The organism is Micromonospora sp. LOL_021 (assembly GCF_048060215.1).
Taxonomy (GTDB): domain Bacteria; phylum Actinomycetota; class Actinomycetes; order Mycobacteriales; family Micromonosporaceae; genus Micromonospora_E.
Genome location: NZ_JBHMIN010000003.1, coordinates 198424 through 211369, shown reverse-complemented (window position 1 = coordinate 211369; position 12946 = coordinate 198424). Strand labels below are relative to the sequence as shown.

The window sequence follows — 12946 nt, the reverse complement described above, 5'->3', positions numbered from 1 at the left end:
GCTGACCGCGCGGAGCGCGAACAGCAGTGAGCGACGAGGCGTACCGACTTTCCGTAGCGCCCGCTGCCCGGCGAGCCCTGACCAAGGGACCACCTGTCGGCCTGCCGCTGGTCGTCGCGATGGCCGTCGGTCAGTTCCTGACCGGCCCGTTGCTGGAAAGGCCCTATGTGGTCGGCAAGCCGTTGACCCGCGAACTGACCGATTATCACTCGGCACGACGCGGCGCGTATCGGGTGATCTACCGGATCGACGAGGACAACCGAACGGTTCATGTTACCCGCATCGATCACCAAACGGATGTCTACCGTCCGTAGCAGTCGCATCGGTTCAGCTGACGCGTAGTGCTGCTGCCAGAGGTGGTTGGTCGACCGGGTCGCCGGAGCGGCGCATCGCCCATAGCGGCGGCCCGCCGGCCGGCAGGTGCGCCACCCGGACGATCCGGTAGCCGTTGCGCAGGTGGAACGCCTGGGACCGTGGACTGCTCGCCTCGACCACCGCCGGCATGCCGATCCGGTCCAGCCGGGCATGATGCGCGGTGAGCAGCGCCGACCCGATGCCTTGGCGGCGTAGCCACGGCGCCGCCGCCAGGAACGCCAGGTGGTGGTGTCGGCCGGTCGGTTCCAGCCGGCCGGCGGTGAAGGTGTAGTGCGCGTACGGGCCGTGCCGGTCACCGCAGGCCCGCAACCGGCGCCGCTGATGTTCCGCCGACAGGAGCCGGTCTGCCGGGTGCGGGTACCAGATCGCCACGCCGTCGCAGTGCCCGACCACGTCGACGATGCCGTGCCGGACGGCGTACTCCAGCTCGGCGGCGAAGAACCGGTGCATCGTCAGGTACCGCAACGCGTGGTCGCTGATCAGCCAGGACACCACCGGGTCCAGCACACACGCCTGCGCCAGCAACTCGGCCAGGGGTTCGACGTCGGCGGCCGTGGCGGTCCGTACGGTCAGCGCCGGACCGCCACGGCTGCCGGCCGCTGGCGTCGACCCGGTCACCGGCGCGCGCCGGCCTGGTAGACGCCGTGCCGGGTGGGCGTTGCCTGCGCGGACTGCCAGCGGCGCAGCGCGTCCTTGATCCGGTCGTTCTGCTCCCAGGTGCGTTCGAGCTCGGCGTACACGACGCCAAGATCGTGGGCGACGCGGTCGAGGAACGCGGCGACCTCGCTGGGGTCCAGGCCTCGGCCGCCGCCGCGCCGGGGGACCGTCGGGAAGCGGTGGCTGCGGACCTGCCAGGGCCGGATCGGCCGGTACGCCGACCCGCGCTGATTGTGGCCGGCGGGGCTGCCGGGTGTCCGGTAGACGCCGGTGGCGCTGCCGGCGGGCCAGGCGGCCGGTGGTGTGGCGGCCATGGTGCGTCGTTGCCGGCGGACCTGCCACCGGCGCCACAGTTCACGCATCTCGTGTTCCTCCCCATTGCTCGCTGCTGCCGCTGGTGGTTCCGCTCATCTGGGTGTTGTTGGTGGGTGGACGGGGTGGCCCTGCCGCTTGCCGATGCCGGCGGGGCCACCCCCACCCCGATCACCGCAGCCCTCCTCGGCGGTACGGCGACCAGGGCGAACCTTCGGGGCCGGGACGCCCAACGGCGTGACTCGCTACACGCCCCGACCGGAGGTGACCGCCCCAAGAGCCATCCGGGGGCGTTCGCCATCAACCTACAATCGCCACCGGTTGTAGGTCAACGAGCAACGTGCAACTGGTTGAGGTCGGAGGTAGAAGCGTGATCAAATGGGCATGCCATCCGGGGAGTGTGTATGCCCAAGCAGCAGTACCAAGTTCTTGCCGACGAGCTACGAGCGAAGATTGAGTCTGGCGAGTGGCCACCGGGCACAAAGCTGCCCAGCCGCTCACAGCTCTGCCGCGAGTACGACGTCTCGGACACCGTCGTCGGCAAGGCGATGATGATCCTCCGTGCCACCGGGCTGACCGAGACCCTCGAAGGAGTCGGCGTGTTCGTGGCCGAACCAAAGTGACTGCGTGTCGGCGTTGGGCGGACAGGGGTGGCTCGGGCGGCCGTAGTTCATGATCAGGTGAGGCCTACGCACGTTAAAACGCGAAAATAACGTTCGTAGGCCTCACCTCGATAGCGTTCGGCAGGGCGCGGATGATCATCCGCGTCAGCCGGCGGTGTGTCGGTGGCCAGTTCGGTCTTCGCTGGTGGCCAGTTGGCGGGGATATTTCTGGCCGTAGATGACTATGACTACTCAGGGCCGACTACTCAGGGCCGTCCCTGCCCGTGCACCGGCCGCCGCGCTATAACGACGTGGTGGAAACAAAGCCGACCCTTGTCGTCATCAGCGGACCACCCGGGGCTGGCAAGACGACGCTTGCCTACCTGCTCGCCCGGCGGATCGGCTGCCCGGCGATCTGCCGCGACGAGATCAAGGAGGGCATGGTCCACACTGCCGGCGGCATCATCGCCGCACCGAGCGACGAGCTGACCCTTCGAACCCTGCCCACCTTCTTCAACGTGCTGCGACTGCTGCTGACCGCTGGGGTCACCACGGTCACCGAGGCGGCTTTCCAGGACCGCCTGTGGCGGCCGGGCCTGCAGCCGTTGATCGGAATCGCCGACATCCGGGTGGTGCACTGCCGGGTCGCCGCGCAGACGGCCTTCGACCGCGTCCAGCGGCGGCAGGACGAAAACGCAACCCGGCGCGCCCACGCCGATACGTACCTCGGTGACCATCAGACCCATACCGTCGGCCACCACGGCTTCCAGCCCGTCCGACTCGACGTACCCGAGATCGAAGTGGACACCAACGACGGCTACCGTCCTGGGCTCGACGAGATCGTCGCTTTCGTGAACGCCGGACGGTGAGCCGACCGTGGTCCCATTCCGTCGTGGTCCTCGACCACGGCCAGGTGTCGGCGGTCGTGCCAGCTCGTCGGGTTGGGGGTGCCGGTTGAGCGTGATGCCGCAGGTGCATCAAGATGCACCTGCGGCATCACGTCTTCGGCGCGCACCTTGGTGCCCCTGGGCGTCAGCCGTCGCGTTTGGTGGTCCAGCGGAACGTGGTCAGGCAGAGCACCAGGCCGATGACGCACCAGATGGCCAGCACCAGCGCGACCATGCCCAGCTCGAACGAGCCGCCCGGCTCCTGCGTGCCGAAAGCCTCCGGCAGGAAGACCGAGCGCAGCCCCTGGCACATCCACTTGAGCGGGAACAGCGCGGCGATCTGCTGCATCCAGCCGGGCAGCGCGGTGAAGACGAAGAAGACGCCGGAAGTGAACTGCAGCACCAGTGACACCGGGGTGGCCACCGCGGACGCGCTGCGACCGCTGCGCGCCAGCGACGAGAAGGCGATGCCGCACAGCGTGCAGGCGGTGATGCCGAGCACCGACACCCAGCCCAGGGTGAACCATTTGACCGCCGTGTCCGGCAGTTGCAGGTCGAACAGCAGCGTCGCGACCGCCAGCAGGAGCACCGTTTCGGCGAAGCCGATCACCGCCACCATGATGACCTTGCCGGCGAAGTAGACCCATTTCGGCATCGGGGTGCCGCGCAGCCGCTTGAGCACACCCCGGTCCCGCTCGATCGGGATCTGGATGGCCAGGCTCTGGAAGCCGACGGTCATCAGCCCGGTGGCGATCATGCCGGTGATGAAGTACTGGGTGAACCGGACACCGTCGGTGATCTCGCCGGTGAAGATCGACGCGAAGATCAGGATCATGATGACCGGGAAGGCCATCGTGAAGACGACCGACTCGCGGCTGCGCATGAACTGCCGGATCTCCAGCCGACCCTGCCGCAGCCCGAGCCGCGCCGGCCCGATCCGCTGCACGGCCGATGAGGTGCCGGGGGTGCCGGCCGCCGGCGAGGTCACAGCGCCGGCGGTGCCGCCGGTGGTCGCGTTCACTTGTGTCCAATCATCCGCAGGTAGACGTCTTCCAGGGTGGGCCGGGTGACGGTCAGGCCGGGGACCTCGCCGTCGAAGCGCGCGGCCAGCTCGGCGACCAGCTTCGTCGGCGTCGCGCTCTCCTCGCGGTGCGCCGTCCCGTCGGCGGTACGCCAGGCGACGGTGGCCAGGGCGTCCCGCCGACCACCCAGCTCGGCCGGGGGTGCCACCTCGACGAGCCGACCGGCGGCGATCACCCCGACCCGGTCGGCGAGGGCTTCGGCCTCGTCCAGGTAGTGGGTGGTCAGCAGGATGGTGGTGCCGGCACCGGCGAGTGACCGGATCAGCTCCCAGAACTCACGGCGGGCCTCCGGGTCGAAGCCGGTGGTCGGCTCGTCGAGGAAGAGCAGCTCCGGTCGGCCGACGATGCCGAGCGCCACGTCGAGGCGACGCTTCTGCCCGCCGGACAGCGTGTGGGTGCGGGCGCGGGCCTTGCCGGCGAGGCCGACCCGGTCGATCACCGCCGCCGGGTCGTCCGGTGTCGGGTAGAAGGCGGCGAAGTGGCCGACCACCTCGGCGACGGTCAGTTCGTCGAACTCGCCGGTGCCCTGCAGCACGATGCCGATCCGGGAGCGCCACTGCGGCGTACCAGGGTCGGGGTCGACGCCGAGCACCCGCACCTCGCCGGCGTCGCGGCGGCGGTAGCCCTCCAGGATCTCGACGGTGGTGGTCTTGCCAGCGCCGTTCGGGCCGAGCAGAGCGAACACCTCGCCGCGCCGCACGGTCAGGTCGACCCCGTCCACCGCCGGTGTCCCGGCGTACATCTTGCGCAGCCCGCGTACCTCGATGGCCGGCGCGTCCGCCGCCTTGTCGCTCATGGCGTCAACTATCGCCCCTGCCGTGCGGGGGAAGGCGCCCGGGTGTCGTGGTGGTGACGGACACCGCTGGCGGGCTGGACTGGGTTGGTTCGCCGGTGCTACGGTTCATTACACGAGTAATGAACCAGTGAACCAGAGGTGCTCCCGTGTTCGATGATCGAAGTCCGATCTATCAGCAGATAGCCGACAAGATCAAAAACGACATCCTGAGCGGGGCGCTGCAGGAGGGCGAGCAGGTCATGTCCACCAACCAGTACGCCAGCTACTACCGGATCAACCCCGCCACCGCCGCCAAGGGCTTCCACCAGCTCATCGACGAGGGCGTGCTGTTCAAGAAGCGGGGCATCGGGATGTTCGTCAGCCCCAACGCCCGCGAGACGCTGCGCGGCCAACGCCGCGACCGGTTCTTCACCGAGGTCGTCGACCCGATGGTCACCGAGGCCCGGATCATCGGCATCCCGTTGACCGAGGTCGTCGCCCGCATTCAACACGCAGCAGGAGGGGAACACCAGTGACCGGCCTGGGCATCGAGACCCGCAATCTCACCGTCCGCTACGGCGACACCGTCGCCGTCGACTCGCTCGACCTCACTCTCGTCCCGGGCAAGATCTACGGACTGCTCGGCCGCAACGGCTCCGGCAAGACCAGCCTGCTCGCCGTACTGTCCGCCTTCCGGGCCGCCACCAGCGGCACGGCGCGCATCGGCGGCGCCGACCCGTTTGAGAACGCGGCGATCATGTCGCAGATCACGTTCGTCCGGGACCGGGTTGACGCCCAGGACACCGACCGGGTCAGCTGCATCCTGGACCTCGCCGCGACACTGCGTCCGAACTGGGACGCCGACTACGCCGCCCGTCTGGTCGAGCGGTTCGACCTGCCGATGCGCAAGCGGCTCAACGGGCTGAGCCGGGGCATGAAGTCGGCGCTCAGCGTCACCCTCGGGCTGGCCGCCCGGGCACCGCTGACCATCTTCGACGAGGCCTACCTCGGCCTCGACGCACCCAGCCGGTACGCCTTTTACGAGGAAGTGCTCAACGACTACCTCGCGCACCCGCGCACCATTGTGCTCTCCACCCACCTGATCGAGGAGGTCGGGTCGCTGTTCGAGGAGGTGGTGGTGCTGCACCGGGGTCGGCTGGTCGCCCACGAGGAGACCGAGACGCTGCGGGCCCGGGGGACGGCAGTGACCGGCCCGGCCGCCGCCGTCGACGCGTTCGTCACCGGACGCACCGTGCTCGGCAGCCAGCAGCTCGGCGGCACCCGGTCCACCACCGTCTTCGGGGCCGTCGACGACGGCGACCGGGCCGCCGCCCGCGCCGCCGGCCTGGAGCTCGGCCCGATCGGGCTGCAGGACCTGTTCGTACACCTCACGGCGGACACCACGGACAAGGAGGCCCGGCGATGAACGCCACCGCCTGGAAGGTCACCCGTACGCTGCTGCGCCGGTCGCTGCCGCTGGCCGGGTGGTACTGGACGATCATCTACCTGGTCTGGGCCGTGGTCGTCGGCCTGATCGCCCGGTTCGGCACGGTCGAAGCGAGCATGTGGCAGAACATGGGCCTGCAGGCACCGCGTTGGTTCACCTTCGTGTTCGGCATCATCGCCGTCGGCACCTACCTGCCGATGTTCGTCGCCCACGGCGTCACCCGGCGGGACGCGCTGATTGGCTCCTGGGGCTTCCTCGTGCCGTACGCCCTCGGTTTCTCCACCCTGACGACGCTCGGCTTCGGCCTCGAATACCTGACCCTCGACGTCTTCGGTCTGCTCGACGGGCTCACCGAGCCGTACCTGGTCGGTTCGGCAGGCGACGCCGCCGCGATCTGGCTGGAGTACAGCCTGGTCAACCTGGGCTACATGGCGGCCGGGGTACTGACCGCGATCGTCTACCACCTGCTCAATCCGTGGTGGGGGACGTTGCTGCTGCCAGTGGTGCTGCTGCCGGCGTTCGTCGTCGAGATCGGCTTCCGTACCGAATGGACCGGGTTCGGCCTCGCCCGGATGCTCGGCCTTGACGACGAGGCACACGCTGGCACCGGAACGGCGATCGCGCTGCTGACCCTGCTGGTCGCCGGTGCCGTCACCTGGCTGCTGGTCCGCCGGCTGCCACTGAAGAAGATCTCCGGCTGAGGAGAGCTGAGGAGCGACGCCATGTCCGTCATCGAGATCGAGCAGCTGCACAAGCGGTACGGCGACCTGATCGCGGTGGACGACGTGTCGTTCACCGTCGATGAGGGGGAGATTTTCGGGATCCTCGGCCGTAACGGTGCCGGCAAGACCACCACTGTGGAGTGCGCGCTCGGGCTGCGCCGGCCGGACCGGGGCACCGTACGGGTGCTCGGCCTGGACCCGCAACGCGACGGCGCGCGGCTGCGCCAGCGACTCGGGGCGCAGCTGCAGGAAAGCCAGCTACCGGAGCGGATCAAGGTGTGGGAGGCGCTGGAGCTCTACAGCTCCTTCTACCGGCAGCCGGCCGACTGGCGGGAGCTGCTCGACCTGCTCGGCCTGTCCGCTCGGCACGACGCCCGCTTCGGCCAGCTCTCCGGCGGGCAGAAGCAGCGCCTGTCCGTCGCCCTGGCCCTGGTCGGCGACCCGAAGGTGGCGTTCCTCGACGAGTTGACCACCGGGCTGGACCCGGCGGCCCGCCGGGACACCTGGGGACTTGTCGAATCGGTCCGCAACCGGGGCGTCACTTTGGTGCTGGTCACGCACCTGATGGAGGAGGCGGAGCGGCTCTGCGACCGGGTCGCGGTGATCGACGCCGGCCGGGTGGTCGCCCTCGACACCCCGGCCGGGCTGGCCGCCAGCGTCGACAGCGGGCAGCGGATCCGGTTCGTCCCGGACCGACCGCTCGACCTCGCCCTGCTGGCCGAGCTGCCGCAGGTTACCGCCGTGACCATCGAAGGTCGTGAGGTCGTTGTCGACGGCGGTGCGGAGCTGTTCTTCGCCGTCGCGGCGGCGCTGTCCCGGCACGGCGTCACGCCGCGCGAGCTGCGCCTGCAGCAGGCGACGTTGGACGACGCGTTCCTCGCCCTCACCGGAGGTGACCGGTGACCGCGCTGCGCCGGCTCACCGTGATGGAGGCCAAACTGTTCCTGCGGGACCCGGCGGCGATCGTGATGTCGCTGGCCTTCCCGATGCTGCTGGTCGTCGTGCTGGGTGGGGTGATGCCAGGTTTCCGTACCCCGGTGGCGGAGCTCGCCGGGCTGCGGCCGATCGACATCTATCTGCCGGTGGTGGTCGCGATGGCGGTCGCCACCGTCGCGATCACCACCCTGCCCACGACCGTGGCCGGGTACCGGGAACGCGGGGTGCTGCGCCGGATGGCCACCACCCCGGTACGCCCGGCGAAGCTGCTCGGTGCCCAGCTGCTGGTCTCGGTGGCCGCGACGACGCTCGCGGTCGGTCTGGCCGTCGCCGCGGCGGCGGTCACGTTCCGGGTGCCGCTGCCCGAGCATCCGGTTAGCTTCCTCGGTGTGTTCCTGCTGGGCGGGGCGGCCACCTTCACGGTCGGGTTGCTGATCGCGGCGCTGGCGTCGACCGGGCGGGCGGCGAACGCCATCGGCATGCTGGTCTACTTCCCGATGTTGTTCTTCGCCGGGGTGTGGACCCCGGGGCCGATGATGCCCGAGACGATCCGCCGGTTGAGCGACCTCACCCCGCTCGGCGCACTGAGCCAGGCCTTGCAGGCCAGCTGGGCCGGGCAGGCGGTTCGTCCGCTGCACCTGCTGGTGATGGTCGGCTACCTGGCGGTGGTCGGTGCCCTGGCGGCCCGCTTGTTCCGCTGGCGGTGAGGCGATGCGATGCGCGGCCCGGGATGTCCGGTCAGACCCGGTATCCGGCGGCCCGGGCCGCCTGCCGATCCCGGCGGCGCTGCCGGGCCCGGCGGATCAGCAGCGGCCCGCCGATCAGCAATGCCACCAGGAAGACCAGCACCAGGACGGGCAGCAGGATCGCGACGACCGACATCACCACGCTGGTCGCGTCCTCGGCAGTGCTCGCCACCGGCGCGCCGATCCCGGCGGTGGCGGTGTTGATCACCGGTCGGGCGGTCGCCTTGAGTAGATGTATGCCGAGCGCGATCAGCACGCCGACCAGCACCGGAACCCACTGGTCCGAGGAGAAGAACCCTCCGGGGTCGCTGACCGTCACCGTCTCCGACGCCGACCCCGCTCCGAACGCCAGCCCGCCGGCGGTCGGCCGGACGACCGTCTGCACCACGTCGTTGACGTGGTCGACGACCGGCACCTTGTCGGCGACGACCTCGACAACCAGCAGGACGGCGAGGATGCCCAGCACCCATTCGTCGGACATCCACTGCCAGCCGTCCGGCAGCGTGATCAGGCTGGTGTAGCGGGCGAGCACGCCGACGGTCAGCAGCGGGATGTAGGCGTTGAGCCCCGCGGATGAGGCCAGCCCGGTCCCGGTCAGCAGTTCGAACACGTCACCAGGATCGCACCGCCGCGCCAGCCCTGCGCGGTACGCGGGCACCGCTGGCGCTACCCTCGTCGGGTGCGGCTGGTGATTGCTCGATGCTCGGTGGACTATGTCGGTCGACTCTCGGCGCATCTGCCGCCGGCCACCCGGCTGTTGATGGTCAAAGCGGACGGATCGGTCTCGATTCACGCCGACGATCGGGCGTACAAGCCGCTGAACTGGATGAGCCCGCCGTGCCGGCTGGAGGAGACGCCGGGCATGTGGCGGGTGGTCAACAAGGCCGGCGAGGAGCTGCGGATCACCCTGGAGGAGATTCTCCAGGAGATGTCGTACGACCTGGGTGTCGACCCCGGTCTGCGCAAGGACGGGGTGGAGGCGCATCTCCAGGAACTGCTCGCCGCCAACCCGACCACCTTCGGTGACGATTTCACCCTGGTGCGGCGGGAGTACATGACGGCGATCGGCCCGGTGGACCTGCTCTGTCGCGACGGCGCGGCGAGCGTCGCGGTCGAGGTGAAGCGTCGGGGCGAGATCGACGGTGTCGAGCAGCTGACCCGCTACCTCGAACTGCTCAACCGAGACCCACTGCTGGCGCCGGTGACCGGCATCTTCGCGGCACAGGAAATCAAACCGCAGGCCCGGGTGCTGGCCGAAGACCGCGGCATCCGGTGCGTGGTGGTCGACTACGACAAGTTGCGGGGCATCGAGCGGGACGAGCTCACCCTGTTCTGACCACCGTCAACTTTCGACCAGCAGCAACCTTCGGACCAGCACCGAACTTTGACCAGCTCCGAACTTTGACCAGCTCCGAACTTTGACCAGCTCCGACACCGAGCTTCTGGAGTTCCCCGATGGGTGTGCGCAACCAGCAACGTCGAGCCGCCAAGAAGAAAGCCAGGGAGCAGCGGCAACGCCAACGGGCGCAGGCCGCCGGCGCGGCGTACCCCGACGGGTTCGGTTTCTACCAGCCACCGACCGAGGCGCAGCGGGTCGACGAGCTGCTGCGCCGGGCGGCCCGAATGGCGACGGCCGACCGACCGGACGACCTCGACGAGTGCGTGGCCGCGCTGGTCGCAGCCGACGGCCGGCTGGTGGACCAGGCGGTAGACGAGGCGTTGCGGCAGGTGGCCGCCGGGCTGTGGGGCCACGGCTGGATGCCGGCCGACGTGCTGCGGGTGGCCGGCCGCGAGCTCGGCAAGCGGGCGGTGAGCCTGACCGCCGGGTACGTCGCGGCGCAGCTGCGCGGGTACGCGCCGGCGACGGTCGCCGACCGCTGGCACCGCCAGCTGCGTGATCTCGACCTCGACGTGTGGGGTGCTGCTCGGCCCGACCACCGGCTGACCGCCTGGGCGGCCGGAGTCAAGCTGGACCGGACCGCTGCCGTGCTGCTCGCGGTGCGAGTGGCCGGGCTGCTGATCGGCCTGCCGAGACTGGAGCTGGTGGCCCCGCTGCCCGGCACGGTCCGCCCCGGTGACGACGGGACGCAGCAGCGTCGGCGGCCGACCCCCGCCGCACCCTCCGGGGCGGCCGGGACGGACGATGTGGACGAGCGTCAGCTCGGCCGGATCCGGGCGCTGCTGGCCAAGGCCGAGTCGACCGAATTCGCGGAGGAGGCCGAAGCGCTGTCGGCCAAGGCCCAGGAGCTGATGACCCGGCACCGCATCGACCATGCGCTGCTCGTCGCGCAGCAGACCGGTGCCGGCGGGCCACAGGTCGACCCGGTGGCCGTCCGGATCGGTCTGGAAGCACCGTACGAGCAGGCCAAGGCGTTGCTGCTGCAGCAGGTCGCCGAGGCGAACGGCTGCCGGTCGGTGTGGTCCAACAATCTCGGCTTCGCCACCGTCGTCGGGTTCGCCGCCGACTGCGAGTCGGTTGAGTTGCTGCACACCTCGCTGCTGGTACAGGCCACCGCGGCGATGCTGCGCAACGGCCCGCAGCGTGGCCGGGGCGGGCAGTCGACCACCCGGTCGTTCCGCCAGTCCTTCCTGGAGGCGTACGCGGTGCGGATCGGGCAGCGGTTGCGTACCGCCGCCGACGACGTCGGTCGAGAGGCGGCCGCGCGGACCGGCACCGCGCTGGTGCCGGTGCTGGCGGCCCGCGACGAGCAGGTGGACCGGGCCACCGAGCGGCTCTTCCCGACGGTGACCAGCCGGTCGATCGCCGGTCACAACCGGGCCGGGTGGATCGCCGGCACCACCGCCGCCGACCAGGCCAGCCTCGGCGCGCACCAGCCGATCGCCGGCTGACCCGCGATCAGTCGCGGCCGTACCGCAGCTTGATCACCTTGACGATGCGGGCCACGTCGGTCGGGGTCCGCTCGAACGTCATCGTCGGCAGCAGCGACGGTGCCCTGCGGCGGGTGATCGCCTTGGACCGGGTAAACTCCCGCAGCCCGTCTTCACCGTGCACCCGGCCGAAACCCGATTCGCCGACTCCGCCGAACGGCAGCTCACTGAACCCGACGAAGGTGAGCACCGAGTTGATCGACACCATTCCACTGCGAATCCGGCGGGCGACGGCGATCCCCCGCCGCTTGCCGAAGACCGCGCCGCCCAGCCCGTAGCGGGTGTCGTTGGCCGCCGTGATCGCCTCGTCGATGGTCTCGACCCGGTGGATCGTGACGGTCGGTCCGAAGGTCTCCTCCCGGACGGCGGCGCAGTCGGGCGGCACGTCGACCAGTACGGTCGGATGCACGTACGGCGGCTGTACCGCTGCGGCACCGCCGAGCACCGCCCGCCCACCGGCGGCCAGCGAGTCCTCGATGTGCCGTCGGATGACGTCGAGCTGGCCGGGCACGGCGATCGGCCCGACCTGGTCCTTCGGCCCGCTACCGACAGTCAGCCGGCCGGCCCGGTCCACCACCGCGGTGACGAACGCGTCGTACACCGGGGCCAGCGCGTACACCCGCTCGATGCCGATACAGCTCTGCCCGGCGTTGGTCATCGCTCCCCAGACGCAGGCCTCCGCCGCCGCGTCGATGTCGGCGTCGTCGTCGACGATCATCGCGTCCTTGCCGCCGGCCTCGATCACCACCGGGGTGAGTGTCTCGGCGCAGGCCGCCATGACCAGGCGGCCGGTCCGTGGTGAGCCGGTGAACGAGAGCTTGTCCACGCCGGACCGGCACAACGCGTCGCCGACGTCGCCAAGCCCGTGTACGGCCGTCAGGACCGACTCCGCGCCGACCGCCTCGGTGAGCGTGTCGACCAGCCACTGTCCGGTCACCGGGGTGTACTCGCTGGGTTTGAAGACCACCGTGTTGCCGGCGGCCAGCGCGTACGCGATCGGGCCGATCGGAATGAGCACCGGGTAGTTCCACGCGCCGATCACCCCGATCACTCCGAGCGGTTGGTACTCCAGGTGACCGCTGAACTCGGCGGTGATCAGCCGGGTGCGGGTCCGCCGGACCCCGAGCACCCGCCTGGCGTGCTGGGCCGCCCAGTCGATGTGTTCGATCGCGGCGGCGATCTCGACGACCGCCTCGGCCACCGGTTTGCCACACTCCCGGTTGACCAGATCGGCGAGTTCGGTGATCCGGGTGGCGAGCAGCGACCGCCAGCGCAGCAGCCGGCGGCGGCGTTGCGCGTGGCCGATTCCGACCCACCAATCGGCGGCGGTCCGGGCCGCCGCCACCGCCGCCGCGACCTGATCGCGGTCGGCGATCGGGACCCGGCCCACCTGCGCACCGGTCGCCGGGTGGCAGGAGAGAAGGTGCCCGTCGTCGACCACCGGCAGGCTTGGGTTCCGTACCACCGTCACCTTGGCCTCCTCCACCAGCTGCGGCTGCGCACCGGCCCCGGATCG

Annotated in this window: 16 protein-coding genes; 10 read left to right on the top strand and 6 right to left on the bottom strand. The window is 70.2% G+C overall.

Annotated elements, in window-relative coordinates; translation table 11 throughout:
* Positions 1-26: 26 nt before the first annotated feature.
* Positions 27-314: a type II toxin-antitoxin system RelE family toxin gene (locus ACFHWT_RS04610; RefSeq protein WP_282232097.1), complete on the top strand. Its 288-nt coding sequence runs from the start codon at positions 27-29 to the stop codon at positions 312-314.
* Positions 315-327: 13 nt separating this feature from the next.
* Here the strand turns inward: ACFHWT_RS04610 and ACFHWT_RS04605 are convergent, their stop codons facing one another.
* Positions 328-993, bottom strand: coding sequence for a GNAT family N-acetyltransferase (locus ACFHWT_RS04605; RefSeq protein WP_416593304.1), 666 nt, complete (start codon positions 991-993; stop codon positions 328-330).
* A complete protein-coding gene (locus tag ACFHWT_RS04600) occupies positions 990-1394 on the bottom strand; it encodes a DivIVA domain-containing protein (RefSeq protein WP_281551358.1) in 405 nt (134 codons plus the stop codon). The genes ACFHWT_RS04605 and ACFHWT_RS04600 overlap by 4 nt, the downstream gene beginning before the upstream one ends.
* A 354-nt stretch (positions 1395-1748) precedes the next feature.
* Between ACFHWT_RS04600 and ACFHWT_RS04595 the strand changes: the two genes are divergently transcribed.
* On the top strand, positions 1749-1967 hold the full coding sequence (locus ACFHWT_RS04595) for a winged helix-turn-helix domain-containing protein (RefSeq protein WP_281551357.1): 219 nt from the start codon (positions 1749-1751) through the stop codon (positions 1965-1967).
* Between the two features lie 293 nt (positions 1968-2260).
* The gene (locus ACFHWT_RS04590) at positions 2261-2815 is read left to right on the top strand and encodes an AAA family ATPase (RefSeq protein ID WP_282232094.1); all 555 of its coding nucleotides are present in this window, start codon (positions 2261-2263) and stop codon (positions 2813-2815) included.
* A gap of 163 nt (positions 2816-2978) precedes the next feature.
* Here the strand turns inward: ACFHWT_RS04590 and ACFHWT_RS04585 are convergent, their stop codons facing one another.
* Positions 2979-3821, bottom strand: coding sequence for an ABC transporter permease (locus ACFHWT_RS04585; RefSeq protein WP_416593344.1), 843 nt, complete (start codon positions 3819-3821; stop codon positions 2979-2981).
* Between the two features lie 29 nt (positions 3822-3850).
* Positions 3851-4711 (bottom strand): ABC transporter ATP-binding protein, encoded by an 861-nt coding sequence (locus ACFHWT_RS04580; RefSeq protein ID WP_282232093.1) that lies wholly within the window; start codon positions 4709-4711, stop codon positions 3851-3853.
* 146 nt (positions 4712-4857) lie between these two features.
* Here ACFHWT_RS04580 and ACFHWT_RS04575 point away from each other — a divergent pair, with 146 nt between their 5' ends.
* Genes ACFHWT_RS04575 through ACFHWT_RS04555 form a run of 5 tightly spaced genes read left to right on the top strand, consistent with a single transcriptional unit; the run spans position 4858 to position 8502 of the window.
* A complete protein-coding gene (locus tag ACFHWT_RS04575; protein ID WP_281551353.1) occupies positions 4858-5226 on the top strand; it encodes a GntR family transcriptional regulator in 369 nt (122 codons plus the stop codon).
* Positions 5223-6116 carry an ATP-binding cassette domain-containing protein gene (locus tag ACFHWT_RS04570; protein ID WP_289213524.1) on the top strand — a complete coding sequence of 298 codons (894 nt, stop codon included), beginning with the start codon at positions 5223-5225 and terminating at the stop codon, positions 6114-6116. Before ACFHWT_RS04575 ends, ACFHWT_RS04570 begins: the two co-directional genes overlap by 4 nt.
* Positions 6113-6838, top strand: a complete 726-nt coding sequence (locus tag ACFHWT_RS04565) for a hypothetical protein (RefSeq protein ID WP_281551351.1) — start codon at positions 6113-6115, stop codon at positions 6836-6838. Before ACFHWT_RS04570 ends, ACFHWT_RS04565 begins: the two co-directional genes overlap by 4 nt.
* A gap of 21 nt (positions 6839-6859) precedes the next feature.
* A complete protein-coding gene (locus ACFHWT_RS04560; protein ID WP_289213523.1) occupies positions 6860-7762 on the top strand; it encodes an ABC transporter ATP-binding protein in 903 nt (300 codons plus the stop codon).
* Positions 7759-8502 (top strand): ABC transporter permease, encoded by a 744-nt coding sequence (locus ACFHWT_RS04555; RefSeq protein ID WP_416593303.1) that lies wholly within the window; start codon positions 7759-7761, stop codon positions 8500-8502. Before ACFHWT_RS04560 ends, ACFHWT_RS04555 begins: the two co-directional genes overlap by 4 nt.
* Positions 8503-8533: 31 nt before the next feature.
* Here the strand turns inward: ACFHWT_RS04555 and ACFHWT_RS04550 are convergent, their stop codons facing one another.
* Positions 8534-9151 carry a DUF4126 domain-containing protein gene (locus ACFHWT_RS04550; RefSeq protein WP_281551348.1) on the bottom strand — a complete coding sequence of 206 codons (618 nt, stop codon included), beginning with the start codon at positions 9149-9151 and terminating at the stop codon, positions 8534-8536.
* A gap of 69 nt (positions 9152-9220) precedes the next feature.
* On the opposite strand from ACFHWT_RS04550, the gene nucS reads away from it, so the two are divergent.
* Complete coding sequence (gene nucS, locus ACFHWT_RS04545; protein ID WP_278171154.1) at positions 9221-9877, top strand: endonuclease NucS; 657 nt, start codon at positions 9221-9223, stop codon at positions 9875-9877.
* A 119-nt stretch (positions 9878-9996) separates the two neighbouring features.
* Complete coding sequence (locus ACFHWT_RS04540) at positions 9997-11391, top strand: DUF2786 domain-containing protein (protein ID WP_281551347.1); 1395 nt, start codon at positions 9997-9999, stop codon at positions 11389-11391.
* 7 nt (positions 11392-11398) lie between these two features.
* Here ACFHWT_RS04540 and ACFHWT_RS04535 read toward each other — a convergent pair whose 3' ends face one another.
* Positions 11399-12901, bottom strand: a complete 1503-nt coding sequence (locus tag ACFHWT_RS04535) for an aldehyde dehydrogenase family protein (RefSeq protein ID WP_281551346.1) — start codon at positions 12899-12901, stop codon at positions 11399-11401.
* Positions 12902-12946: the final 45 nt, after the last annotated feature.

Coding starts and splice junctions, on each gene's coding strand:
- ACFHWT_RS04560 (WP_289213523.1), top strand. CDS start 6,860: ATGTCCGTCATCGAGATCGAGCAGCTGCACAAGCGGTACGGCGACCTG.
- ACFHWT_RS04565 (WP_281551351.1), top strand. CDS start 6,113: ATGAACGCCACCGCCTGGAAGGTCACCCGTACGCTGCTGCGCCGGTCG.
- ACFHWT_RS04600 (WP_281551358.1), bottom strand. CDS start 1,394: ATGCGTGAACTGTGGCGCCGGTGGCAGGTCCGCCGGCAACGACGCACC.
- ACFHWT_RS04595 (WP_281551357.1), top strand. CDS start 1,749: ATGCCCAAGCAGCAGTACCAAGTTCTTGCCGACGAGCTACGAGCGAAG.
- ACFHWT_RS04540 (WP_281551347.1), top strand. CDS start 9,997: ATGGGTGTGCGCAACCAGCAACGTCGAGCCGCCAAGAAGAAAGCCAGG.
- ACFHWT_RS04580 (WP_282232093.1), bottom strand. CDS start 4,711: ATGAGCGACAAGGCGGCGGACGCGCCGGCCATCGAGGTACGCGGGCTG.